18 protein-coding genes are annotated in these 24,836 nt (G+C 66.7%); 8 read left to right on the top strand and 10 right to left on the bottom strand.

Annotated elements, in window-relative coordinates:
• Positions 1–25: 25 nt before the first annotated feature.
• Positions 26–1,816 (bottom strand): flavin-containing monooxygenase, encoded by a 1,791-nt coding sequence (locus tag CVV68_RS05645; protein WP_110500025.1) that lies wholly within the window; start codon positions 1,814–1,816, stop codon positions 26–28.
• Positions 1,817–1,977: 161 nt separating this feature from the next.
• Between CVV68_RS05645 and CVV68_RS05640 the strand changes: the two genes are divergently transcribed.
• A complete protein-coding gene (locus tag CVV68_RS05640) occupies positions 1,978–3,396 on the top strand; it encodes a GAF domain-containing protein (RefSeq protein WP_110500024.1) in 1,419 nt (472 codons plus the stop codon).
• A gap of 71 nt (positions 3,397–3,467) precedes the next feature.
• On the opposite strand, the gene CVV68_RS05635 is transcribed toward CVV68_RS05640, so the two are convergent.
• Positions 3,468–4,907 carry an amino acid permease gene (locus tag CVV68_RS05635; RefSeq protein ID WP_110500023.1) on the bottom strand — a complete coding sequence of 480 codons (1,440 nt, stop codon included), beginning with the start codon at positions 4,905–4,907 and terminating at the stop codon, positions 3,468–3,470.
• Positions 4,908–5,048: 141 nt separating this feature from the next.
• A complete protein-coding gene (locus tag CVV68_RS05630; RefSeq protein ID WP_110500022.1) occupies positions 5,049–5,765 on the bottom strand; it encodes an ArsR/SmtB family transcription factor in 717 nt (238 codons plus the stop codon).
• A 78-nt stretch (positions 5,766–5,843) separates the two neighbouring features.
• On the opposite strand from CVV68_RS05630, the gene CVV68_RS05625 reads away from it, so the two are divergent.
• A complete protein-coding gene (locus CVV68_RS05625) occupies positions 5,844–7,349 on the top strand; it encodes an MFS transporter (protein ID WP_110500021.1) in 1,506 nt (501 codons plus the stop codon).
• 102 nt (positions 7,350–7,451) lie between these two features.
• Here CVV68_RS05625 and CVV68_RS05620 read toward each other — a convergent pair whose 3' ends face one another.
• A complete protein-coding gene (locus CVV68_RS05620; RefSeq protein WP_110500020.1) occupies positions 7,452–8,228 on the bottom strand; it encodes a fumarylacetoacetate hydrolase family protein in 777 nt (258 codons plus the stop codon).
• Positions 8,229–8,337: 109 nt separating this feature from the next.
• Complete coding sequence (locus CVV68_RS05615; RefSeq protein WP_110500019.1) at positions 8,338–9,171, bottom strand: formate/nitrite transporter family protein; 834 nt, start codon at positions 9,169–9,171, stop codon at positions 8,338–8,340.
• Between the two features lie 232 nt (positions 9,172–9,403).
• On the opposite strand from CVV68_RS05615, the gene CVV68_RS05610 reads away from it, so the two are divergent.
• Positions 9,404–10,444 carry a mechanosensitive ion channel family protein gene (locus tag CVV68_RS05610; RefSeq protein WP_110500018.1) on the top strand — a complete coding sequence of 347 codons (1,041 nt, stop codon included), beginning with the start codon at positions 9,404–9,406 and terminating at the stop codon, positions 10,442–10,444.
• Between the two features lie 166 nt (positions 10,445–10,610).
• Here the strand turns inward: CVV68_RS05610 and CVV68_RS05605 are convergent, their stop codons facing one another.
• Positions 10,611–11,720: a branched-chain amino acid aminotransferase gene (locus CVV68_RS05605; RefSeq protein WP_110500017.1), complete on the bottom strand. Its 1,110-nt coding sequence runs from the start codon at positions 11,718–11,720 to the stop codon at positions 10,611–10,613.
• A 177-nt stretch (positions 11,721–11,897) separates the two neighbouring features.
• On the bottom strand, positions 11,898–12,950 hold the full coding sequence (locus CVV68_RS05600) for a 3-isopropylmalate dehydrogenase (protein ID WP_110500016.1): 1,053 nt from the start codon (positions 12,948–12,950) through the stop codon (positions 11,898–11,900).
• 150 nt (positions 12,951–13,100) lie between these two features.
• Between CVV68_RS05600 and CVV68_RS05595 the strand changes: the two genes are divergently transcribed.
• From CVV68_RS05595 to CVV68_RS05570, 5 genes are all read left to right on the top strand, one after another.
• A complete protein-coding gene (locus tag CVV68_RS05595) occupies positions 13,101–14,432 on the top strand; it encodes a sensor histidine kinase (protein ID WP_245933360.1) in 1,332 nt (443 codons plus the stop codon).
• Positions 14,433–15,137, top strand: coding sequence for a response regulator (locus CVV68_RS05585; RefSeq protein WP_110500015.1), 705 nt, complete (start codon positions 14,433–14,435; stop codon positions 15,135–15,137).
• A gap of 340 nt (positions 15,138–15,477) precedes the next feature.
• Entirely contained in the window at positions 15,478–16,230 is a 753-nt protein-coding gene (locus tag CVV68_RS05580) for an ABC transporter ATP-binding protein (protein WP_110500014.1), read from the top strand.
• Between the two features lie 3 nt (positions 16,231–16,233).
• Positions 16,234–18,741, top strand: coding sequence for an ABC transporter permease (locus CVV68_RS05575; RefSeq protein WP_110500013.1), 2,508 nt, complete (start codon positions 16,234–16,236; stop codon positions 18,739–18,741).
• A gap of 195 nt (positions 18,742–18,936) precedes the next feature.
• Complete coding sequence (locus CVV68_RS05570; protein ID WP_110500012.1) at positions 18,937–19,938, top strand: type IV toxin-antitoxin system AbiEi family antitoxin domain-containing protein; 1,002 nt, start codon at positions 18,937–18,939, stop codon at positions 19,936–19,938.
• 117 nt (positions 19,939–20,055) lie between these two features.
• On the opposite strand, the gene metG is transcribed toward CVV68_RS05570, so the two are convergent.
• From metG to ilvC, 3 genes are all read right to left on the bottom strand, one after another.
• Positions 20,056–21,636: a methionine--tRNA ligase gene (gene metG / locus CVV68_RS05565; protein WP_110500011.1), complete on the bottom strand. Its 1,581-nt coding sequence runs from the start codon at positions 21,634–21,636 to the stop codon at positions 20,056–20,058.
• A 247-nt stretch (positions 21,637–21,883) separates the two neighbouring features.
• Entirely contained in the window at positions 21,884–23,479 is a 1,596-nt protein-coding gene (gene serA / locus CVV68_RS05560; RefSeq protein WP_110500010.1) for a phosphoglycerate dehydrogenase, read from the bottom strand.
• A 309-nt stretch (positions 23,480–23,788) separates the two neighbouring features.
• Positions 23,789–24,814: a ketol-acid reductoisomerase gene (gene ilvC / locus CVV68_RS05555; RefSeq protein ID WP_110500009.1), complete on the bottom strand. Its 1,026-nt coding sequence runs from the start codon at positions 24,812–24,814 to the stop codon at positions 23,789–23,791.
• Positions 24,815–24,836: the final 22 nt, after the last annotated feature.

Here is a 24,836-nt window from a genome sequence, read left to right as displayed (position 1 = left end):
TCACCGTCGGCTCGGCCCCCAGGAATTACCGCGGGTGGTGGGACTCCTGAAGCTCGTAGACCGGGGTGTCCAGCCCTTCCATCCGGGCCTTGAGCTGCAGGGCCAGGTACTTCGAGTAGTGGCGGCTCTGGTGCAGGTTGCCGCCGTGGATCCACAGCTTCTCCACGTTCGTGGGCTTCCACATGTTGCGCAGCTCCCCCTCCCACGGCCCCGGGTCCCGCATCGTGTCAGAGCCATAGCCCCAGCACTTGCCCACGGCGTCGGCCACCTCGGGTGAGACGAGGTCGGCCAGCCAGCCGTTCATCGAGCCGTAGCCGGTGGCGTAGACAATCAGGTCCGCCTCCAGTTCCGTGCCGTCCGCCATGACCACGGCATTGCCGGTGATCTTGTCGACCTGGCCGGTGGCGAGCTGGACGCGGCCGTCGATGATCAGCTGGGAGGCGCCCACGTCGATGTAGTAGCCGGAACCGCGCCGCAGGTACTTCACGAACAGGCCGGAGCCGTCCTCGCCAAAGTCCAGGTCGAAGCCGGCCGCCTCAAGGTCGCTGTAGAACGTGGCATCCCTCGTGGCCATCTCCGCGTAGACGGGTTTTTGGGCGTCGGGCAGTATCCGGTAGGGCAGGGAGGCAAAAAGCAGGTCCGCCTTGTCCGTGGTGACACCGTTGGCCAGCGCCTTTTCCGAGTACAGGTCCCCCAGCCCCAGGTCCATGAGCGACTCGCTGCGGGAGATGTGCGTGGAGGAGCGCTGGACCATGGTGACGTCCGCGCCGTGCTCCCAGAGGTCGGCGCAGATGTCATGGGCGGAGTTGTTGGAACCGATAACCACTGCCTTCTTGCCGGTCCAGTCGCCGCCGCCCGGGTGCTTGGAGGAGTGGTACTGCTCGCCCAGGAACGCGTCGGCACCGTCAAAGTGTGGAACGTTCGGATAGCCGGAGACACCCAGTGCGAACACGAGCTGCTTGGGGCGCAAGGTGACGGGAACGCCGTCGCGCTTGACCTCCACCACCCACTCGCCGGCGGCCTCGTCGAAGGCCGCCTTCACCGCCTCCGTGCCGGACCAGTAATTCAGCTCCATGATGGCCGTGTAGTGCTCCAGCCAGTCGCCGATCTTGTCCTTGGCGGCAAAGACCGGCCAGTCGTCGGGAAAGTTCAGGTACGGCAGGTGGTCGTACCAGACCGGGTCGTGGAGGTGGAGGGACTTGTAGCGGTTGCGCCAGGAATCGCCGGCGCGGGCGTTCTTTTCCACCACGATGGTGGGCACGCCCTGGCGGCGCAGGCGGGCGGCGAGGCCGATGCCGCCCTGTCCGCCGCCGATGATCAGGCAGTATGGCTGCTCGTCGTATCCGAGCCGTGCCTCGCTGTCCTGCTTGCGCTCCAGCCACGATTTGCGACCCCGGGTGATCTCGTGCGCCACGCCCTTGTCCCGCCTGGCACCCTTCCGCTCCTCGAAGCCCTTCAGCTCCTGCATGGTGGTCAGCAGGGTCCAGCACTTGCCGCCCTTGAGCCTGATGTGGCCGTAGCCGTTGGCGGCGCCCGTTTCAAAGGTGATCCACGCTTCCGTGTTTTCCTCATCGCCCGTGGCGTCCTCGGCCAGCGCCCAGTTGCCCGGGGCCACGTGGTCCAGCCGGTCCCCGAGCATCCGCCCGATCTGTTCCGGGCCCTCGAAGGTCTTCAGGTTCCAGGTGAAGGCAACAAAGTCGCGCCAGTAGCTGTCCTGCGCAAAAAGTGCCGTGGCGGCGCCAATGTCTTTGGCAACAAGCGCCGCGTTGAGTGCGGCGAGCCAATCCGAAACGATGTTGTTCGGCGTGCGTGACATATTCACTCCTTCGTGTACTGCCTTGCTTCGCGCCCTGGGGACCGGGAGCGTAAACTGGCCTGAACGTGATTGATCTCACAAGTAAAGCCCCCCGGGGGTTGCACGGGCGTTACACATCCCTCCCGCCACCGCCATATCGTTTTGCGACACAGGAAGAATGCATGTCCCAGCAGTTCTCCAGCCCAAGCACGACGGCGGCCCCGTCGTTGCGCTTTTCCGATCCCGTGAACTATTCCCGGCTGTTGCGCAACGCGCACGAGGACGTCATTTCCGGCGGGCACCGTCCCGAAATCGCGAAGGTCATCCAGGAATCCTGGCACCGGTCCCTGGCCCTGGGGATCAGCCCGGACCAACACAGCCCGCGGCACGTGCGCGAGTCTGCCGACGTCGTTGGGCTGCGCGCGGAGCATCCCCTCGCTGGCGCCGTCCCGGCCCTGGCGGAGCTGCTGGGTGACGACTCCCCGGACGGCCGGCAACTGTTGATTATCACCGACGCGCTGGGCGAGGTGCTGTGGCGGATCGGCAGCCGGGACGCGCTGGCGCTGGCCGAGTCGTTGGAATTCGTGGAGGGCGCGGACTGGTCCGAATCCGGCATCGGCACCAACGCGATCAGCGAGGTGCTGCGCACGGGATCCCCCGGCCAGTTGTTTTCCGCCGAACACCTGGTGCGCACCCATCACGAGTGGGCCTGTACCGCCGCCCCCATCCGCAGCCCGCTGACCGGCGAACTGCTGGGCGTGCTGGACGTCTCGGGGCCGCTCGCCACACTGACGCCGGATTCCCTGCGGATGGTTCGCTGCGCCGTCCGGGTCGCCGAGGAAATACTCGGGCGGGCGGCCGGCGGTGCCGTCGCACTGTCCGCGTCAGGCGGGCAGGCAGCGCCGGGCGCACGCGCAGCGTCAGGCGCGCAGTCCGCGCCGGGCGCACCGTCCGCGTCAGGCGGGCAGGCAGCCCACGGCGGGGGGTCCGTCGCCGTCCCTCCCGCAGCGGGCGGGGGCATCGCGGCAATTGAGCTTTTGGGTGAGCAGCCGGCCGTGGTGCATGGCGACGGGCACCGGGTTGCCCTGACGCTGCGCCGGGCTGAGATCCTGGCACTACTGTGTTCGCGGCAGCAGGGGTGGAGCGCCGACGAACTCGCGTATGAGCTGTATGGGGAAACGGGCACCGCGGCGAGCGTGCGGATCGAGGTTCACCGGCTTCGGGCGGTGCTCGGGAACGCGATCTCGTCCAACCCTTACCGGCTGGCCGAAACCGTCCGCGGGGTTGTCGACGCCAGCCGCGTGCTGGCGGCGCTGCGTGGCGGGGATGCGGGTTCGGCCCTGGCCCTCTACGGCGCTCCGCTGGTCAGCCGGTCATCCGCGGTGGCGGTGGCGTTGTTGCGGGAGGAGCTCGATGCCGCCGTGCGGACGGCCTTGCACGCGGATGCTTCCGTCCCGGCGCTCACGCGGTGGCTGGCTACGGACATGGGGGCCGGGGATGCCGCTGCGGTGGCGGCGCTGGAGCAGCTTGTGGGCCGCGGCGATCCACGGGCGGCCGCGTTTTCCGCCCGTTCCCGGCGACTCGAGAACGCGCTGCTGTAGCTTTTCACGGTCCTTCCTGCCTGTCCGGCGCAAACCGCTCCGGCATTCACAGGCGGCAGAAACCGCACGGCTCAGCTGAACAGTTCGTTCGCCGGCTCGTCGTGCTTCACGAACTGCCAGCCGGTCCACAGAACCACGGCGAACACGGGAATGGCGCAGAGCGTCCACAGGCCGAGGCGGAAGACGGTTCCGTCCGGCCCCGTCATGGTGTCAAAGCCGATCAGGACCGTAATGGCCAGCAGTGCAACCAGGCCAATCCAGCTGGTCCACGGCGAGCCGGGCATCGGCAGCGAGGACACCTTGCCCTTTTTGCGCCGCAGCATGATCTGGCTGGCGAAAATGGAGCCCCAGGTGAAGATGACGCCAATGGATGCGGTGTTCAGCGCGAGGTCGAAGGCGTGGGACCCGCCCAGCCACAGGTTCGCCGCAACGCCCACCACATAGACGGCGGCGATGGCCAAAATGGCGGCATAGGGAACGTGGCGCGAGGACATCCTGGTCAGCCACTTGGGCGCATGGCCGTTGTTGGCCATGGTGCGGAAGATCCGGCCAATCGAGTACAGGCCGGAGTTGCAGGAGGACAGCGCCGCCGTGATGACCACAAAGTTCATCACGGACCCCACCCAGTCCAGGCCCATCGAGGCGAACACCGTGACAAACGGGCTCTCCCCCGCCTTGTAGTGGTCCGACGGCATGATCATGGCCAGCAGCGTCACAGAGCCAACGTAGAACACCACAATGCGGACCACCACGGCGCGGATCGCCCGGGGCACTTCGCGTTCGGGATTTTCCATCTCGCCGGCCGTGATGCCCACCAGTTCGATGGCGTTGTAGGCAAAGATCACGGCGTTCAGGACCAGGATCATGACGAGCCCGCCCTTGGGGAACATGCCGCCGTCGGCGTGGATCAGGTTGTTCACGGTGGCGTGCTGGCCGCCCACCTGGGCGTTCATGAGCACCATGACGGTGCCCACCACCAGGAACATCACAATCGCGGCAACCTTCAGGCACGACGCCCAAAACTCGAACTCGCCAAAGGCCTTGACGCTGAGAAGGTTCACCGCCACCAGCAGCACCAGGGCGCACAGCGCGCTGACTTCCACGGGGACACCGGGGAAGAAATATTGGAAGTACAGGCCAATGGCAATCAGCTCGGCCACGCCCGTCATGGCCCAGTTGATGAAGTACATCCACCCGGACAGGTACGCACCCTTTTTGCCAAACAGCTCCCCCGCGTAGGAGACAAACGAGCCGGAAGTCTGCCGGTACATGATCAGCTCCCCCAAGGCCCGCATCAGCAGGTAGGCAATGACTCCGGCAATGGCGTAGGAGAAAATGAGCGCCGGGCCAGTGGAAGCCAGCCGTCCGCCGGCCCCCATGAAAAGTCCGACGCCGATGGCCCCGCCCATGGCGATCATGGTCACGTGGCGCCGGGACAGCGTCCGCTGGTAGCCTTCCCCGGTGATGCTTCCGGGCGCGTTGGCGGCTTTGTCGGTGACGTCTTGTGACAAGGGTGGATCCTTAAGTCGATGGGTGCCCTTGGGAAAAATCCCCCAGATCACGCAGATTAAGCGGGTGGGGGCGCAAAGGACTTATCGATTCTACTACGAAGCCGGACCCTGTTCCGTGTTGCTGCTCACAGCACCCACGGCTCAGAGGTCCTCGCGGACCGCCATGAAGGTGTAGTCCCAGATCTTGACACCGGGCTCGCCGGGCGCGCGGTGCAGCTGCCGCGCGTTCTTCAGGACACCCTCAACCTGGCGGAAAAGCTCTTCCGCGTCTTGCACGCTGAGCCGAAGCGTGCCCACGGCCAATTCAGCCTTGGTCTCGGCATCCCGGCCGGTGGCAAAGTCCGGCGCCCAGGCAAGGACGCGGGACAGCGCAGCATGCTGGTCCAGCTCCATCTGCGAAAGGTAGGCGTTGAGGGAATACTCTTCGGAGGGGTCCACGGGATCCTCCGGGTTGCCGATCCGGTACGACTCCCCGGCGGCCTGCCACACCCTGTCCCGGTTGTCCCTGGCGTACTGCGGGGCTTCTTGGATCATTCCCGCGTCCGCCAAGGTCCGCAAGTGATAGCTGAGCTTGTTCGCCGCCACGCCCAGCTGTTCGGCCAGGTCCGTGGCCCGGGCATAATCCTGGGCCGCCAAGACGGCAATAATGCGGCGCCGGAGTGGATTGGACATGGCCCTGAGCATGGGCGAGGTCATGGTCTGCGCCGTCACCTCGGCGCTGCCAGCGGCCGGCTTCCCCGCAGGGTCACGTGCCGGGGTGCCCGATTCATTCGGTGCCGATATTTTCGATGCCGTTTCCTTCGGTGCCGTTTGCTTTCCCGGCCCTGCCGCCGGTTCGAGCTGTGATTTCCCTGCCATGGCCCCAGTGTACAAAGCAGTTCGCGAATTTACGCAATTTATATTGCGCAACTATATTTGCGCATATAGGCTCGAGTCATGTCCCCGACAAAACAGCCCACCGCCGACGCCGCCGATGTGGCACCCGCCCGCCTCCTGCGCAACCCCAACTACCTCTGGTGGCTGGCCACGGACACGTCCACGGCGTTTGGCTCCGCCCTGCACAGCTTTTCGGTCCCCCTGCTGGCCCTGTATGTCACGGGCAGTCCCGCCCAGGCCGGCATCATCGCGGGAATCGGACAAATCGGCCGGGTCCTGGCCACCCTCCCAGGCGGAGTGGTGGCCGACCGGCACAACCGCCGCACCTTGATGGTGGTGGGCGGCGTCATCGGACTGTTCATTGGCAGCGCCCTGACAGCCCTCCAGTTGGCCGGCCTGCTTGGATTCTGGCTGCTGACAGGGCTCAACCTGCTCATGGGCATGCGTAACGGCTTCTTCAGTTCCACGTCCAATGCCGCCCTGAAATCCGTGGTCCATGCCCAACAGATCGGTCCCGCCATGGCCGCCAACGAAGGGCGCGATGCCGTCATCGCGCTGTCCGGCGGCCCTGCAGGAGGCATCCTGATGGGATTTGGGCGGGCCCTGCCCTTCGCAGCGACCGCGGCATCCCACCTTTTGGGCATCATCGCGGCTCTCATGATCCGGGCCGATCTGCGTCCCGGTGAACGCCCATCCGGGGCGCAGGAGGGCGTGCGGGACGGCGCGCGGGATCCCAGCCCGGAGGGCGGCCAGGACGTTGCGCACGGGAACATTCGGGACGGCCGCCAGGTCAGCGGCCAAGGCCGCGGCGGGACCGGTGAGGACCACGGCTTACAAGATCCTTGCCTGGGGGACGGCCGCCGGAGCGGCAACCCCGCCGGCAGGGGCGCCACCCCCGCCGGCCGGCGCGTCCTGCGCGGCTTCGTGGCCGAGGCGGCCTCCGGGATCAAGTGGCTGTACCACCGCCCGGAATTGCGTGGCATCATGATTCTTGCAACCGTCATCAACCTGGGTCTGAATTCGGCCATCACTGCGGTCATCTTTGGACTGCAGCAAAGGGGCGAGGGTCCCGCGGTGATCGGCGTGGTTTCGGCAGGCATCGGCGCGGGCATGCTGCTTGGTTCCCTGGTTGCGGCGCCGCTGGTCAAGCGGGTCGGCGCCGGGTGGATCATCATCGCGGGACTGTTCCTGATGACCGCCTCGCTTGCCGTGCTGCCCTTCGTTTCGGCGATACCGGCGATCATGGTGGTTCAGGCAGCCGCCATCTTCGGTGCACCGGCGATCAATGCAGCCCTGCTGGGATATTTCATGGTCGCCGTTCCCACGGAGCTGCTGGGGAGGGCGGGCAGCGCGCTGGACCTGCTGGCCATGGGCGCCACTCCCTTGGCACCGCTGGTGGCGGGGTTCGGCTACGCACTCCTGGGCTGGACGGGGGTGCTGCTGGCCTGCGCCGGAATCTGCGCCGTTGCCGCCTGCCTGGCGCTGTTCAACCGCAGCCTGCGGGCCCTTCCGGACTCGGACCACTGGGCCGACCATGCCGCAGCTATCGTCACGGCCGCCCGGTAGTCCCTTCGGGAGCCCGGAAGCCAGGTGCCGGCCGCACGGGAGCCAGACGCCGGCGTCGTCCATGGGCGACGCCGGCACCTGGCTTTTGCAGGTGGGCGAACGTTAGCGGCGGACCACCGGGTTGGACAGGCGGCCGATGCCCTCGATCTCGATCTCGTAGCGGTCGCCGTCCTGAACAAGGCCGACGCCGGCCGGGGTGCCGGTCATGATGACGTCGCCTGGGAGAAGGGTGAACGCGTGGGAGACGATCGAGACCAGTTCGCGGACGCTGCGGACCATCTGGTTGGTGTTGCCGTCCTGGCGGAGCTCGCCGTTCAGCCAGCCCTTGACGTCCAGGTCGTCGGGATCCAGTGCGGTCTCGATCCAGGGCCCGAGCGGGGCGGAGGTGTCGAAGCCCTTGGCGCGGGCCCACTGGCCGTCGGTCTGCTGGACGTCGCGGGCGGTGAGGTCGTTGCCGCAGGTATAGCCGAAGATAACCTCGTCCACGCGGTCTTCCGGCACGTCCTTGCAGATGCGGCCGATGACCACGCAGAGCTCGGCCTCGTAGGAGACTTCCTCGGAGAATTCCGGCAGCACGATCGGCTCGCCGGGGCCAATGACGGAGGTGTTGGGCTTGAGGAACAGCAGCGGGCTTTTCGGGACCTCGTTGCCGAGCTCGCGGGCGTGCTCGGCAAAGTTGCGGCCCACGCCCACCACTTTGCTGCGCGGAATGATCGGTGCCACCAGGCGCACGTCCTCCAGCGGGTACTTGATGGTGGTTCGCTCGACGCCGTTGAAGAAGGGGTCACCCTTGATGACAATGACGATTTCACTGCCGGGATCCCCCTCCACCACGCCGTACATCGGGTCATTGTCTACTACAAAACGGGCGATACGCATGGGGATGAGTCTATCCGTTCCGCTGCGCCGGCGTCAGCACCGGGGCGCGCCGAATGGCGAACGACGATCAACCGTCGAGCGCCGGACCACGCCCGGCCTGGGCCGGTGGTTACGGCGCCGAACCAGGGCCCTCCGCCGCATCCGAGCGCCGTTCCTTGATGAGTTCCTTGGTGCGCACCAGCCGCAACGCGGTGACGAGCAGCAGCCCGCCCGCCACGTTCAGCAGCACCGTGAACCAGAACCAGTTCAGCCACTCCAGGTACCCAAAGGAGGCGCCGGCGTGGATGGCACCGAAGATCAACAGCGAATCCAGCACCGAGTGAAAGAGCGGCAGGCCGGCGAGCAGGAACCCGCCCGCGACGGCGGCGACGATCTTGGCCGGAACAGAGTCGGTACCGTGCTGCATGCGGGTCATGAGCGTTATGGTGCTTCCGCCCAAAATGGCCAGGGCAGCGGTCTGCAATGACAGGGGCGCCAGGGCATAGTGCGCTGCCGATTCAAGCACGGTGGCCCGCCATTCGGGGAACGCCAGCACGACCAGCCACATGAAGAGCCAGCCGCCCACGAGGTTCGCCGCCAGTGTGCCGCCCCACAGCTTCATCAGCTGCCCCACCCGCGCCTCCTTGGCGACGACGGCTGCGATGGGCACCAAGAAGCCCTCCGTGAACAGCTCGCTCTTGGCCAGCAGCAAGGCGATGAATCCGATGCTGAAGGCCAGACCGGCCAGGAGGTGGCTGCCGGTCTCGTGCTGGACGGCAAGATAGGCCATGACCCCCAGCCCCACTTCGATGCCGCCAAAAAGGCCCGTCACCACCACGGATGCCCAGGTCCTGTGCAGGCGTTGGGCGCCTTCGTCCACGATGCGGTCGAACGTGGTTTCCAGTTCCTCCTCCACCGGGGCATCATTGTCGCCAAGCTCGCGGCGGCGTTCCTCGTCGTCCATGGTTCCTCCCCACCGGCCGGGTTTGTCATCCCTGGCACGCCAACACGGTAATTGACGCGTGTCTGTGCATAGTATGCCTCCTGCGGCACCGTCCGCACGCCGTGACACCGCGAGTCCCTCGGCCGGACGCCGGAGACGCCGGACGCCGCATGGACGCCGCCGCAGCCGGACGCCGCCGGTTGGTTGGATGCCGGTTGGACAAACACCCAGGGTCCTCTGTCACGATTGATTTATGGCAGACCTGGAATCGACGATCAAACCCATACTTGCAGTCCTCGCCGCGATCGCGGCGGCCCTCCTGCTCACCGCCGTGCTGAGGTTCACCGCAAACCGCCTCTTCAGAAGAATCCCGGACTTCCCCCGCCGGTCGGCCCGGGCCAAGCTTCCAGTCTTCGGCGTGCTGTTTTTTGTGGGCGTCCGCGTTGCGCTGGCCGCCACACTATCTAGTCAGGGCTGGTTTCAGGCCGTGGACTTTGTCTTGGTCGCCGGGCTCATCGCCGCGTTGTGCTGGCTGGCCCTGGCGTCGCTGTCCATCGGCGAGCGGATGGTGCTGCGCCATTTCTCCACCCGCAGCACCGACAACCGGAGGCTGCGCAGGCTCACCACCCAGGTCACCCTGGGGCGGCGGTTCATTGCCGCGCTCCTGATCACCCTGGCGGTGGCCGGGCTGCTGCTGACCATCCCGGAGGTCAGGGCGCTGGGCACCGGCCTGCTGGCCTCCGCCGGGCTGATCTCCATCGTGGCCGGCCTGGCCGTGCAGAGTTCCCTCGCCAACGTCTTCGCCGGAGTGCAGCTGGCCTTCACCGACGCGATCAGGATTGACGACGTCGTGGTGGTGGAGGGCCTCTGGGGAAGGATCGAGGAAATCACCATGACGTACGTGGTGGTCCGCGTGTGGGACGAACGAATGCTGATTCTTCCCTCGACGTACTTCACCACAACGCCCTTTGAGAACTGGACACGGAACAGCCCCAAGATCATGGGGGCCGTGGAGCTCGACCTGGACTGGCACGCTCCGGTGGCCGAACTCCGCGCCCACCTCCACGACGTCCTCGCCGCCACCCCGCTATGGGACGGGCGCACCGGTAAGCTTGAGGTGACCGACGCCGTGGAAGGCCTGGTCCGTGTCCGGATTGTGGTCAGCGCCGCCGACAGCGGCGCGTTGTGGGACCTGCGCTGCCTGGTGCGGGAATCAATGATGACGCATGTGCAGCAAAAGCACGGCTCCTCGCTGCCGCGGCAGCGCTGGGAAATGATCGACGCCGCGAACTAGCGCGCCGAAACGTCCCGGGCGGGCAACAGCGCGCAGCAACGTCCCGGCGTCGTGCTTAAGGCAACGTCCCGGCGTCGTGCTTAAATCGATAACGCAGTAGTTGGATGGAAAATCGCCTTTTCGGCACTTTTCGTTCCAACTACTGCGTTATCGATCCGGGGAGGTGTCAGACCAGGCGGGTGAGCCAGCCGTGCAGGTCCTCCACGACGCCGGTCTGGATGCCCAAAAGCTGCTCGCGGATGGCCATGGTGACCTCGCCGGCGCCGGAGCCCGGCGAGGCGATGGTGCCCTCGGCCGTCTTCAGCTCGCCGATCGGGGTGATGACCGCCGCCGTGCCGCAGGCGAACGCCTCGGTGATCTCCCCGGAAGCCACCCCTTCGCGCCATTCGTCGATGGTGATCTTGCGTTCCTGGACCTTGAGGCCGCGGTCGGCGGCCAGCTGCATGACCGAGGAGCGGGTGATGCCGTGCAGGATGTGGCCGTTGAGCGCGGGGGTCACCAGGCGTCCGTCCTTGAACACGAAGAAGATGTTCATGCCGCCGAGCTCTTCAATGGCGTTGTCGTTGAACGGGTCGAGGAAGAGGACCTGCTTACAGCCCTGGGCCTCGGCCTCCATCTGCGCGGCCAGCGACGCGGCGTAGTTGCCGCCGCACTTGGCCTCGCCGGTGCCACCCTCGCCGGCCCGGGCGTAGGCGGTGGAGAGCCAGATGGAGACGGGCTGGAGCTCGCCGCCAAAGTAGTTGCCGGCCGGGGAAGCGATGACCCGGTAGGAGACTTCGCGCGCCGGGCGCACGCCCAGGAACGCCTCCGTGGCGATCATGAACGGGCGCAGGTACAGGGCCTCGCCGTCGCCGGACGGCACCCAGTCCTGGTCCGCCGCAACCAGCTGGCGCAGGGATTCGATGAACGTTTCCTCGGGCAGCTCGGGCAGTGCCAGGCGGCGGGCGGAAGTGTTGAAGCGGGCGGCGTTGGCCTCGGGGCGGAAGCTCCACACCGACCCGTCGGCGTGGCGGTAGGCCTTCAGCCCCTCGAAGATTTCCTGGCCGTAGTGCAGCACCGCGGCTGCCGGGTCCATGGCGATGGGGCCATAGGGCTCGACGCGGGCGTTGCCCCAGCCGCCCTGCCCGTCGGCGCCCACCTTGTAGTCCACCACGGCGGTGTGGTCGGTGAAGTGGTCGCCAAAGCCGGGGTTGGCCAAAACGGCGTCGCGCTCGGCAGCACTCTTCGGGTTGACGGTCAGGTGCTGGGTGAATGCCAGCGGCGCTGTCTGGGTCATGCTTCCTCCACATGGTTGTGCCCATTGCAGGTGTTGCCAGCCTGGGCGGAGTCTGGGGGCGAAAATTCCGTGCGTTGAATCGTGTTCATGCGCCGAAAATTTCAGTTACGGTGCATTCACTCTATGCGTTAAGGGTACCCCTGCCCACCCCGTGGAACGCGCGCCGGTACGACGGCGTTAGACGGCCTGGGCGATCGCGTCGCCGATAGCGCCGGTGGTGCGCGGCAACGCCGCGCTGCGGCCCGCAATGTCGGCCTTCACGGCAGCCTCGATGCGCCCTGCCGCGCCCGCGTGGCCGAGGTGGCGCAGCAGCAGGGCCGCGGACAGGATGGCGGCCGTGGGGTCCGCTTTCTGCTGCCCGGCGATGTCCGGCGCCGAGCCGTGGACCGGCTCAAACATGGAGGGCGCAGTGCGGTCCATGTTGATGTTGCCGGACGCAGCCAGGCCAATTCCGCCGGTGACGGCGGCGGCGAGGTCGGTGATGATGTCGCCGAAAAGGTTGTCGGTGACAATGACGTCAAAGCGTGCGGGGTCCGTGACCAGGAAAATCATGGCGGCGTCCACGTGCAGGTAGTCCACCGATACGTCCGGGAACTCCGCGGCGACGGCCTCCACGGTGCGCTTCCACAGGTGGCCCGCATAGACCAGCACATTGTGCTTGTGCACATAGGTCAACTTTTTGCGCGGGCGTTCGCTTGCACGGCGGAAGCCGTCCCGGACCACACGCTCCACGCCGTAGGCCGTGTTGACGGAGACCTCGGTGGCGACCTCCTGCGGGGTGCCCTTGCGAAGCACGCCGCCGTTGCCAACATACGGGCCCTCTGTTCCTTCGCGGACCACCACGAAGTCGATGGTGCCGGGATCCGCTAGGGGGGAGGCGACGCCGTCGTACAGGAAGGAGGGGCGCAGGTTGACGTAGTGGTCAAGGCTGAAGCGCAGCTTGAGCAGCATTTCGCGTTCGATCAGCCCGGAGGGGATGCTGGTGTCGCCGGGTGCCGCGCCCACAGCGCCGAAGAGGATGGCGTCGTGGCCGCGGAGGGCCTCGATCGTGGAGTCCGGAAGGGTCTCGCCCGTGGCCAGCCAGTGCTCGGCACCGAGCTTGTAGTCCGTCAGCAACAGATCCACCCCTTCGGTGGCCGTGACCTTTTTCAGGACCTTCACGGCTTCCGCGGTGACTTCGGGGCCAATGCCGTCTCCGGCGATAACTGCAATGTCAATCGATGCGCTCATGGTTTCAGCCTAGCGAAACCATCCACATGATGGGCAAGTGATCTCACAGTTTGAGATGGCGGGTGTGGGACGCCCGGATTCGCCGCCACGTTCTCCACCCTGGGCGGGATGTTCCCCGCGCCGGCGCCGCCTAAAGTTGAAGGTGTGATCATGCATTCCCTCTACGACTGGTTCCGGCGGCACCGCTTCGCCGTCGACTTTGTTTTTATGATGGTGCTCCTGCTGGTGGCTGCTCCCTTTGGGATCATGGCCGGCACCGGTTCGGGCCGGCTGTCGGGGGCGGTTTTCGCCATACTGCTGGTATTCCCCCTGGCCTGGCGCCGGACCAGGACCGTTCTGGCCGGATCCCTGATCGCCGCCGTGGCCGTCCTGCAATGGGCGCTGGCGGTGCCACCCACCCCTGCTGATGTGGCCGTGCCGCTGGTTGTCTATGCGCTGGCGGCGTTCGGGCCGCGCTGGGCCAGCCTGGGCGGGCTGGCCCTGGCCCTGCTGGGCTCCGTCATGTTGGTGACCCGGTTCTTTGTCAACCTTTCGTCTTCGTCCCTGGCCGACCTTCCCTATGGCGCCGTGCTGGTCCTGACCATCTGGGTGCTGGTGCTGTTCGGCTGGACGGCCGGCGACCTGACGCGGACCAAGCGCCTGCGCGAGCAGGCCCTGGAGGACCGCGCGCACCGGCTGGAAATCGAGGCGCAGCACGAACGCGAGCTGGCCGCCAGCGACGAACGCGCCCACATCGCCCGTGAAATGCACGACATCGTGGCCCACTCCCTCTCCGTCATCATCACCCAGGCCGACGGCGCCCGGTATGCCGCCGCCGCCAACCCCGAGGTTGCGCCCGCCACGCTGGCCACCATTGCCGAGACCGGCCGCTCCTCGCTGCAGGAGATGCGCCGCCTGCTGGGCGTGCTGCGCGGCGGCGCCGCCGCCTCCATGCGCCCCCTGCCCGGCCTTGCCGACCTGGACGAGCTCCTGCTCGGCATCCGCGCCACCGGCCTGCCGGTCTCCTTTGACACGTCCGGGACGGCTCGGCGCCTGCTCCCGGCCGGCGCCGAACTCACCGCCTACCGCATCGTGCAGGAGGGCCTGACGAACGTCATGAAGCATGCCGGACCCAACGTCACCGCGGCCGTGCTGCTGCAGTGGACCGCCCGCGGGCTGGAGTTGTCGGTGCGGGACGACGGGAGGGGTGCATCGGCGTCGTTCGCGGACACGGGACCCATCCCCCGGTACGACGCCGGCACCTCCCCCGCGCCCGGCAGCACCCCCCACCCGTCCCCGGCTTCCGCTCTTCCGGCCGGCTCACCTGGTGCCGTTGCGGGCGGCTCACTTGGCGCCGTTGCGGGCGGACCGCAGCCAGGGGGCGGCAACGGGCTGCGCGGCATGGCGGAACGCACAAAACTGTACGACGGCACCCTGGACGCCAAGCCACTGGCCGGCGGCGGCTTCGGCATCGCCGCCTTCATCCCCTATTCGGAGACATAAATGACTAATTCGCCCATTCGCGTTGCCCTGGTGGACGACCAGCGCCTGGTCCGTTCCGGCTTCGGCATGCTGATCAACTCCCAGCCCGACCTGTCCGTGGTGGTGGAGGCCGGCAACGGAGTGGAGGCGCTGGCCGGGCTAACGGCCACCGCCGCGGACGTGGTTCTCATGGATGTGCGCATGCCCGGCATGGACGGGATTGAGACCACGCGCCGGCTCATGGAGCGGACCAAGGCTGCGCCGGCCGGGTCGTGGCTCGCGGAGCTGAAGATCGTGGTGCTGACCACCTTTGACCTGGACGAATACGCGCTGGCCGCCATCCAGGCCGGCGCCAGCGGCTTCCTGCTCAAGGACGCACCGCCGGAGGAGCTGCTCGGCGCCATCCGCACCGTCTACCGCGGCGACGCCGTGATCGCCCCGTCCACCACGCGGCGGCTGCTGGACCATGTGGCACCCATGCTGGCCGCCCCCAGCCCGGCCAACGACGCGAACGCCGAGGCCGTGGCAACTTTGACAGCCCGCGAGCACGAGGTGTTTGTGTTGATCGCCAACGGGCTTTCCAACCCGGAAATTGCCACCCAGCTGTTTGTCTCCGAGGCCACTGTCAAGACACATGTGGGGCACATCCTGGCCAAACTCAATGCCCGCGACCGCGTCCAGGTGGTGGTCATGGCCTACGAGACGGGCATCGTCTCCCCGGGCTAGCAGTTGCTGCACCCCGCGCATCGGCGCTCCCCCACTTTCCTGCCTGCCGCGCAGTTGCAACCGGCACGACATTCAAAAGACAGCACCTGCGGGTGTTGAGGTCCAACACCCGCAGGAGCTGTCACTTCAATGGCCTGACGGGGCCCGACGGGGCCCGACCGGGTGTAGTCCGGCGACAGGCACCACAGTTTGGGCATTCGGTCCTTCTTTCGCGCGCCCACCGAGCCAGCAACCGCGCAACCAGATCATCCCCTGGTAGGAGGGACCGGCGTCGAACACCGGGGCGAAATCCACCCGCACTCCGATCCGCCGGGGCCGTGCGCCAAAATAGGCTGAAGCCATGACGATCATTACCGACAAAAACCAGCGCACCCTGGCGGTTCAGGCCCGCGGGCTACGCAAGACATATGGCAGGGGCGAGACCGAGGTGGCCGCGCTGAAGGGCGTGGACCTGGACTTCCCGGCCGGCCAGTTCACGGCCATCATGGGGCCGTCGGGCTCCGGCAAGTCCACGCTCATGCACTGCCTGGCCGGGCTCGATTCCGTCACCGCCGGCGCCATCCACCTGGGCGGGACCGAGCTGACAGCGCTCAACGACAAGGCCCTCACCCAGCTGCGCCGGGACCGGATCGGCTTCGTGTTCCAGGCATTCAACCTGGTCCCTACGCTCACCGCCGAGGCCAACATCACGCTTCCCGTGGCACTGGCCGGCGGCAAGGTGGACGCCGAATGGTTTGCGTTCGTCACCGCAACGCTGGGCCTCACCGACCGGCTCCGGCACAAGCCGCATGAACTTTCCGGCGGCCAGCAGCAGCGCGTCGCCGTGGCCAGGGCGCTCCTCACCCGCCCCGACGTCATCTTTGGCGACGAGCCCACGGGCAACCTCGATTCGCGCTCCGGCGCCGAGGTCCTGGGCATGCTGCGCCGCTCCTCACGAGAGATGGGCCAGAGCATCATCATGGTCACGCACGACCCTGTGGCCGCCTCCTACGCGGACCGCGTGGTCTTGATGAACGACGGCGAACTGGTTGGCGAGCTGGAGAACCCCACCGCCGATTCCGTGCTGGCTTCGCTGGCATCCCTGGGGGCCTAAGCCATGCTGCAAGTTGCCGTCAACCAGCTAAGAACCCATGCGCGAAGGTTCATTGCCATTACGCTGGCCGTCCTGCTCGCCGTCGCCTTCCTGTCCGCCACGCTCATGGTCAACGCGTCCACCAGGGAGTCCCTGAAGGCAAGCATCGGGCAGGCCTATGCGTCCGCGGACCTGGTGGTCTCCCCCGCCGCCGGCGAATCCCTGCCCCAGGCGGCCGTGGACAAGGCCGCAGCCAATCCCTCGGTGGCCGCCTCCTACGGTCAGGAATCGGTTACCGTCGCCACTGAACTGGGAAAATCGAACTTCGGAGCAGTGATCCGCAACGTGCCGGCGGATGCCGCGCTGGAGCCGGTCGCCCTGAAATCGGGAGCCTGGCCCTCGTCGGACCAGCAGCTCGCCGTGGACGCCGTCACGGCCGAAAGAAACTCACTCGCCGTCGGATCCAAGGTGACCCTGGCTGTGGAGCCGGTGCCCTCCGGTTCCACCGTGACCCCGGGGGTGTCCATGACAGGCACGGTGTCGGGCATCATGGCCGCCTCCGCCGATCCCTACCAGTCCGGCCTGGCCCAATTTGTCGGGTCCGCGGCCACCGTGAAGGCACTGGCCGGACCGGACGGCGCGTACCAGAGCATCACGCTCAAGCTCAAGGACGGCACATCAACCGCCGACGCCAAGGCGTCCCTGTCCACGGCCCTTGGCGTGCCCGTCGGGACCATCCTGACGCCGGATGAGAAGACCACCCAGGAAGTGGCGGGCTTCACCGGCGGCCAGGACCAGCTGACCATCGTGCTGCTGGCGTTTGCTGCCGTGGCCCTGCTGGTCTCCGCACTGGTTGTCTCCAACACCTTCTCGGTCCTGGTGGCGCAGCGCACCCGCGAACTGGCGCTGCTGCGCTGTGTGGGCGCCAGCCGGAAACAGGTCCGCAACTCAGTGATGGTCGAGGCCCTGGTGGTGGGCTTCACGGCCTCCATCCTGGGCGTGCTCACGGCGGTCGGCACCATGGCCGCGGTGATCGCCCTGCTGCGCAACAATCCCGACTTTGCGTTCGCCACCTTGGGGGTTCCGGTGTCGGCCATCATTGCAGGACTCCTGGTGGGAACGCTGCTGACGGTCCTCGCGGCGCTGGTCCCCGCCCGTGCCGCAACGCGCGTGGCACCGCTCGCTGCGCTCCGCCCGGTCGACGACGCCTCCGTCCACAATGCCGCCGGCCGGGTGCGCCTGGCTGTAGGCGTGGCCTTGATACTTGCCGGTGGCGCGGGGCTCGTCGTTGGCGGGCTCAGCTCCCAGCTTCTGCTGGCCGTGCCCGCCGGTGCCGCCTCCTTCGTGGGCATCATCATGGCGGCCACGCTGTTCGTGCCGCGGCTGGTTGCCCTGACCGGCAAGCTGGCGTCCCCCGCCGGGGTCCCCGGAAAAATGGCTGCCGCCAATGCGGTGCGCAACCCCCGCCGGACGACGGCGACCGCCTCCGCGCTGCTCATCGGCGTCACCCTTGTGACCATGATGATGACCGGCGCCGCCACCGCCCGCAGCGCTTTTGACTCGCAGCTTGACGACCACTACCCCGTGGACATCACCGCGCAGGCACTTCCGGGCTCCCCTGCCATCACCGCCGCCAGCGTGGCGGGCGCCGCCGCGATTCCGGGCGTGCGGGACGCCGTCTTCCTGCCGGTGGTGGGAACGGTGGAAGCCAACGGCGTCTCCAATCCCGTCTACGGCATCAGTGACTCGGACGCCGCCAAGGTGCTGGTGAATCCGGCCAACCGGCCCAGCCACACCACCGTGGTGATGCCCAAGGGCTACAACGGGAAGGCGGTCAGCCTGGCCGCGGGCACACAGACCACAAAACTTGCCGTGGTCCAGGCCACGACGCGCGGCTTTTCCCCGCTCGTGTCCCTGGACGCGTTCCCGGCCCTGGCTGGCGGGGACCCGGCCGCGGCTGGCGGGGACCCGGCCCTGGCATCGGCCCAGGTGTGGATCGCCGTGGACCCTGGCCTGGCACCGCAGGCGCTCATGGACCTGCGTACTGAATTGGCCCAGGCCCTGCACGTCGACGAGTACATGGTGGGCGGTTCGGTACTGGAGAAGGCCACCTTCAACCAGGTCATCGACATGCTTCTGCTGGTGGTGACCGGTCTGCTGGCCGTGGCCGTCTTCATCGCCTTGATCGGCGTCGCCAACACCCTCTCCCTGTCCGTCCTGGAACGCACGCGCGAAAACTCGCTGCTGCGGGCGCTGGGGCTGACGCGCGGACAGCTGCGCGGCATGCTGGCTCTGGAGGCGGTACTGATCGCCGGCGTCGCAGCCGTCATCGGCTCAGCACTCGGGGTGGTGTACGGCTGGGCAGGGGCGCAGGCAGCGCTGGGATCCTTTGCCACCGTCACGGCCGTCATTCCGTGGGGCCAGGTGCTGCTGGTGGTCGCCGTTGCCGCCACCGCCGGGCTGCTGGCCTCCGTTGTTCCGGCGCGGCGTGCCGCGAAGCTCTCCCCCGTTGAGGGCCTCGCGGTGGACTGACCCCGACCGCGCGTTCCCCCCAGAAATTGCCGCCGCTCCCGCATTTTGCCGCAAGTAGACCTGCGGCAAAATGCGGGAGCGGCGGCAATTTCCGTAACTGGCCCAAATTACGGCTGGTACCTGACCGTTGCCGGTTATCCACAGGACCCGGTTTGCCCCTTACATGGCACAGTTGATGATGACACGCTGGAAGGCATGAACAAGCCCCGCCTTATCCTTCCGGCGGATTTGAGACTCGTGGGACAGGATTCCAGGACCCTCGCCCAGCTCGAGAACAAGGGCGAGCTGGTGCGCATCCGCCGCGGCGTCTACACGAAATCCGCAGACTGGAACAGTTCGACTCCGGCGCAGCAATACGGACTTCAGGCTGCGGCATTCCAGGCGCTGGCGCCGCGCCAGCCGGTGCTGTGTCATGCCACCGCAGCGCGCTTGTGGGGCCTGTGGATTGTCGGACTGCCGTCGAAACTGCACGTGGTGACGGAAGTCGCCACTAGCGGCCGCAACAACAATGGTGTCATGCGCCACCTTGGATCGCTGACGAACGGCATCGTGCAGTGTGGTCCGTTCCTGCTCACGGACAAGCTGACCACAACCACAGCATTGGTCAAGGCACTGACTTTCCCCTACGCGGTGGCCGTCTGTGACTCCGCCCTGCGGAAGCCCGAGGGCCGCCAGGCAGTCAACAAGTTCACTGCCGCCGGCTCTGTGCCCGACCCCCGTGAACCGTCATGGGTGACAGACGGGCCGCAGGGTCCTGCCGTTTCAGCGGATCAGCTGCGCGCGGCCGCTGGCCGTCTCACCAGCAGGGCTGCCCGCGAACGCACATTGGCGGTCGTCAACTTCGCCTCGGCACTGTCCGGTTCGGCCGGGGAATCCATCAGCCGCGCGAAAATGCACCAACTGGGGTTTCCCGCGCCAATGCTGCAAAAGCCATACACACTGCGGGACGGCAGCAACGCACTCGTGGACTTTTGGTTCAAGGAACGGAACCTGGCCGGGGAATTCGACGGCAAGGGCAAATACCTGCGTGCCGACTGGGCCGGCGGCACCATGCAGGACAGGTTGTGGAAGGAAAAGGCCCGGGAGGACCAGATCCGTGCCCAAGGCGTTGGGTTTGTCCGATGGACGTGGGCGGAAATGATGAACCGGGAACGGTTTGTCCGGCTGCTGCTTCAGGCCGGGCTCCCGCAGAAATGACGCCCCCCGCAAAAATGCCGCCGCTCCCGCATTTTGCCGCAAGTAGACCTGCGGCAAAATGCGGGAGCGGCGGCAATTGTCGGCCGGCAGAGTCCCGGCAAGCCCGGTCACCCGGAATTACACCTCGACGGGTGCGGGCTCCTCATATCTCGGGAAGATCGGCGCCGGGGCGGGCAGGACTGTACCGGCCGCCAGGGGTGAAGAAATGGCAGCGAACTGGCGGACGGCGTCGTCCGGGGAAGTGCCCTGGCCCAACACCGAAAGGAGCTTCGCGGCGGCGTCGGGCATGACCGGCTGGATCAGGATCGAGACAATGCGCAGCACCTCCAGGGTCACGTACAGCACGGTTTCCATGCGGGCCAGGTCGGTCTTGCGCAGGATCCACGGTGCCTGGTCGGCAAAGTAGGCGTTGGTATCGCCCAAAACGTGCCAGATCCTCTCCAGCGAGCCGTGGAAGTCCTGGACCTGGTAGGCCGCACGGGCGTGTTCGAGCAGGGCGCCGGCTTCCGCCAGAATCGACGCGTCGGCAGCGGTGAACGCCCCCGGCACCGGGACCACACCGGAGCAGTTCTTCGCCACCATCGACAGCGACCGCTGAGCCAGGTTGCCCAGGTTGTTGGCGAGGTCGGCGTTCATCCGGCCCACCACGGCGTCGTGGTTGTAGGAGCCGTCCGCGCCGAACGGGACCTCGCGGAGCAGGAAGAAGCGCACCTGGTCCAGGCCGTACTGGGCCACCCAGTCGGCCGGGGCCACCACGTTGCCCAGGGACTTGGACATCTTCACGCCGTTGTTGTGCAGGAAGCCGTGGATCATGACGCGCTTGGGCAGTTCGATCCCCGCGGACATGAGGAACGCCGGCCAGTACACGGCATGGAAGCGGGAAATGTCCTTGCCGATGATGTGCACGTCGGCCGGCCAGTACTTTTGGAAGGCCTCCGAGGATTCGTCCGGGTAGCCGACGCCGGTCAGGTAGTTCGTCAGCGCGTCGACCCACACGTACATGACGTGCTTGTCGTTGCCCGGAACCGGGACGCCCCAGTCGAAGGTGGTGCGGCTGACGGACAGGTCCTCGAGGCCGCCCTTGACGAAGCTGATGACCTCGTTGAAGCGGGTGCGGGGGGCTCCGAATTCGGGCTGCTCCGCATACAGGGCCAGCAGCTTTTCCTGGTAGTTGGACAGGCGGAAGAAGTAGCTCTCCTCCTCCGTCCAGGTCAGCTCGGTGTCCGTGACCTTGGAGTAGCGCAAGCCGTCCTCGCGCAGCTCGGTTTCGTCGTCACCGTAGTACGCCTCGTCGCGCACGGAGTACCAGCCCTCGTACTTGCCCAGGTAGATGTCCCCGGCGGCCTCCATCTTTTTCCAGATGGCCTGCGACGCCGCGTAGTGGTCCGCGTCCGTGGTGCGGATGAAGCGGTCGTAGCTGATGCCGAGCGCGGCGTGCGCCTCCTGGTACACGGCGGCGTTGCGGTCCACCAGCTCCTTGGGCGTGACGCCTTCCTTCTCGGCGGCCTGGGCAATCTTCATGCCATGCTCATCCGTGCCCGTCAGGAACATCACGTCATACCCGTCCAGGCGCTTGAAGCGTGCCAGGGCGTCGGTGGCGATGTACTCGTAGGCATGCCCGATGTGCGGAACGCCGTTCGGGTACGTGATGGCGGTGGTGAGATAGTAGGGCGTCTTGGCCGAGTCAGTAGATGTCACCCTACGAATTTACCGTGAACCGCGCCCATTCACCGCTTCGTGTCCGTTTTGCCCCGCCAGGGGAAGTCCGACGCCGGACGGCCGCTCCCCCTGTTGTCCCGCCTTGGGTGCCGCCCGGGTGGGTGAAACGCGGAAGGCAGGGTCCGCCGTCGTGCGCTTAAACAAAACCGGCCCGCAACAGTGGCAGGGAAAACCCCGGAAATTCGAGGATTTTCCCTGCCACTGTTGCGGGCCAGATGTTGAACGGTCAGTCCTCCAGGTCAACCTCGCGGACCATGGTGGCGCCAATCCCGGTCTTGATGGCCTCGAGCACGCCCTGCGGGACGGAACTGTCGACGGTGATCAGGGCCAGGACCTGGCCGCCTTCGCTGTGGCGGGCGACCTGCATGCCGGCGATGTTCACGCCGTTCTCGCCCAGGAGTCCGCCGAGGGTGCCGACGACACCGGGGCGGTCCGCGTAGGAGATGACCAGCAGGTGGTCGCTCATGGGGATTTCCAGCTCGTAGCCGTTGACGGAGACGATCTTTTGGATCTGCTTGGGCCCGGTCAGGGTGCCGGCCACGGAGATCTGGGAATCGTCGGAGAGCGCGCCGCGGATGGTGAGCACATTGCGGTAGTCGGTGGACTCCAGAGTGGTGATCAGGCGGGTTTTGATGCCGCGTTGTTCGGCCAGGATGGGGGCGTTGACGTAGGAGACCTGCTCGGAGACAACGTCCTTGAACACGCCCTTGAGCGCGGACAGCTCCAGGGCCTTGACGTCCAGCGCTGCGATCTCGCCGGCCACCTCAACGTCGATCTGGGTCACCGAGGCGTGCGTCAGGGCGGTGAAGATGCGGCCCAGCTTTTCAATCAGCGGGATGCCGGGGCGGACGTCGGCGGCAATGACGCCGCCGGCGACGTTGACGGCGTCGGGGACCAGCTCGCCGGCCAGGGCCAGGCGCACGGACTTGGCCACGGAGACGCCGGCCTTTTCCTGCGCCTCGTCGGTGGAGGCGCCCAGGTGCGGGGTGACGATGACGTTGTCCAGGCCCAGGAAGTCGACGTCGGTGGCCGGCTCCTTGACGAACACGTCAATGCCGGCGCCGGCAATTTCGCCGTTGCGCAGGGCCGTGTTCAGGGCGGCCTCGTCCACCAGTCCGCCGCGGGCGACGTTGATGACGTAGGCGGTCTTCTTCATCTTTTTGAACGCCGCGGTGCCGATCATGCCCAGGGTCTCGGGTGTGCGGGGCATGTGGATGGTGATGAAGTCGGACTGTTCCAGCAGTTCGTCCAGGGTCAGCAGCTGCACGCCGAGGCTTGCGGCGCGGGCGGAGGTGACGTAGGGGTCGTAGGCCACGACCTCCATGCCGAAGGCCTTGGCCCGCTCTGTGATCAGGGCGCCGATGCGGCCCAGCCCGATGATGCCCAGCTTCTTCTCCAGCAGTTCGGTGCCGGTGTACTTGGAGCGCTTCCACTCGCCGTTCTTCAGGGCGGTGCTGGCGGCCGGGATGTGGCGGGCCAGGGAAAGGATGTGGCCGATGGTCAGTTCGGCGGCGGAAACAATGTTCGACGTCGGGGCGTTGACCACCATGACCCCGGCCTGTGTTGCGGCCTTGATGTCCACGTTGTCCAGCCCCACACCGGCACGTGCAATGACCTTCAGCTGCTTCGCGGCCGCGATGGCCTCCGCATCAACCAGCGTCGCGGAGCGGACCAGGATCGCGTCAACATCCACGATGGCGGACAGCAGCTGGGAACGGTCGGCCCCGTCCGTCCGGCGGATCTCAAAATCGGGGCCCAGCGCCTCTATCGTGGCCGGTGAAAGTTCCTCGGCGAGGAGTACAACTGGCTTGGTGGCTGTCACAGGTGACCTCTTTAGCTGTCGTTGATGTTTTGGTGGGGATTTTCGTGAAAGGTTCGGCGGTTGTGCATGCAGCAAAAAAAGCCGGACTCCAGTTTATGGGAGCCCGGCTTCCTTGCCGTAACAATCAGGCCCGACGCCGTCGCAAGCGACGCGCGTCACAGTGTCATTTAAGCGGACTGTTGGGCCCACGCTTGGGCCCACAACTGCGCGGGACCCACAACTGCGAATTACCGGAAGCGTTGGGCCCACAGCCCCGAGGGACCCAAAAGTTGGCTCGCTAGCGAGCCAACTTTTGGGAGGGGCTGGGGGTTAGCGGGCGACGGAACCCTCGGTGTAGTCGTCGCTGGTCTTGATCCAGGAGAAGAGCTTGCGCAGTTCGCGTCCGGTGGACTCGATCGGGTGGTCTTCGCCCTTCTTGCGCAGTGCTGCGAACTCGACGCCGCCGTTGTCCTGGTCGTCGATGAAACGCTTGGCGAAGGCGCCGTTCTGGATGTCCGCGAGGACAGCCTTCATGTTCTCCTTCACGTCGGGGGTGATGACGCGGGGGCCGGAGACGTAATCTCCGTACTCTGCGGTGTCGGAGACGCTCCAGCGCTGCTTGGCGATGCCGCCTTCAACCATGAGGTCAACGATGAGCTTGAGCTCGTGCAGCACCTCGAAGTAGGCGACCTCCGGCTTGTAGCCGGCCTCGGTCAGTACTTCAAAGCCGTACTGCACCAGCTGCGAGGCGCCGCCGCAGAGCACTGCCTGCTCGCCGAAGAGGTCGGTTTCGGTCTCCTCGGTGAAGGTGGTCTCGATGACGCCGGCGCGGGTTCCGCCGATGCCCTTGGCGTAGGAGAGGGCCAGTTCGCGAGCCTTGCCGGACGGGTTCTGCTCGACGGCGATCAGGTCCGGCACGCCGCGGCCGGCTTCGAACTCGCGGCGCACAATGTGGCCCGGGCCCTTGGGTGCAACAAGTGCCACGTCGACGTCGGCCGGGGGCTGGATGTAGCCGTAGCGGATGTTGAAGCCATGGCCGAAGAACAGGGCGTCGCCGGCCTTCAGGTTCGGGGCGATCTCTTCCGCGTAAACGAAGCGCTGGACCTGGTCCGGGGTGAGGATCATGATCAGGTCGGCTTCGGCGGTGGCCTCGGCAACGCTGAGGACGCGCAGGCCCTCGGCCTCTGCCTTGGCGCGGGACTTCGAGCCTTCCTTCAAGCCGACGCGGACGTCAACGCCGGAATCGCGCAGGCTCAGTGCGTGTGCGTGGCCCTGGCTGCCGTAGCCAATGACGGCAACCTTGCGACCCTGGATGATGGAGAGGTCTGCGTCGTCGTCGTAGAACATGTCGGTCACTGTGTAGCTCCTTGAATAATTG

It is taken from the genome of Arthrobacter livingstonensis, assembly GCF_003219815.1.
Lineage (GTDB): Bacteria > Actinomycetota > Actinomycetes > Actinomycetales > Micrococcaceae > Specibacter > Specibacter livingstonensis.
This window is presented reverse-complemented; position numbering and strand designations above follow the sequence as displayed.

Coding starts and splice junctions, on each gene's coding strand:
- CVV68_RS05600 (WP_110500016.1), bottom strand. CDS start 12,950: ATGAGCGCATCGATTGACATTGCAGTTATCGCCGGAGACGGCATTGGC.
- CVV68_RS05625 (WP_110500021.1), top strand. CDS start 5,844: ATGTCCCCGACAAAACAGCCCACCGCCGACGCCGCCGATGTGGCACCC.
- CVV68_RS05570 (WP_110500012.1), top strand. CDS start 18,937: ATGAACAAGCCCCGCCTTATCCTTCCGGCGGATTTGAGACTCGTGGGA.
- CVV68_RS05585 (WP_110500015.1), top strand. CDS start 14,433: ATGACTAATTCGCCCATTCGCGTTGCCCTGGTGGACGACCAGCGCCTG.
- CVV68_RS05620 (WP_110500020.1), bottom strand. CDS start 8,228: ATGCGTATCGCCCGTTTTGTAGTAGACAATGACCCGATGTACGGCGTG.
- CVV68_RS05640 (WP_110500024.1), top strand. CDS start 1,978: ATGTCCCAGCAGTTCTCCAGCCCAAGCACGACGGCGGCCCCGTCGTTG.
- CVV68_RS05605 (WP_110500017.1), bottom strand. CDS start 11,720: ATGACCCAGACAGCGCCGCTGGCATTCACCCAGCACCTGACCGTCAAC.
- CVV68_RS05615 (WP_110500019.1), bottom strand. CDS start 9,171: ATGGACGACGAGGAACGCCGCCGCGAGCTTGGCGACAATGATGCCCCG.
- CVV68_RS05575 (WP_110500013.1), top strand. CDS start 16,234: ATGCTGCAAGTTGCCGTCAACCAGCTAAGAACCCATGCGCGAAGGTTC.
- CVV68_RS05610 (WP_110500018.1), top strand. CDS start 9,404: ATGGCAGACCTGGAATCGACGATCAAACCCATACTTGCAGTCCTCGCC.
- CVV68_RS05580 (WP_110500014.1), top strand. CDS start 15,478: ATGACGATCATTACCGACAAAAACCAGCGCACCCTGGCGGTTCAGGCC.
- CVV68_RS05645 (WP_110500025.1), bottom strand. CDS start 1,816: ATGTCACGCACGCCGAACAACATCGTTTCGGATTGGCTCGCCGCACTC.
- CVV68_RS05630 (WP_110500022.1), bottom strand. CDS start 5,765: ATGGCAGGGAAATCACAGCTCGAACCGGCGGCAGGGCCGGGAAAGCAA.
- CVV68_RS05595 (WP_245933360.1), top strand. CDS start 13,101: ATGCATTCCCTCTACGACTGGTTCCGGCGGCACCGCTTCGCCGTCGAC.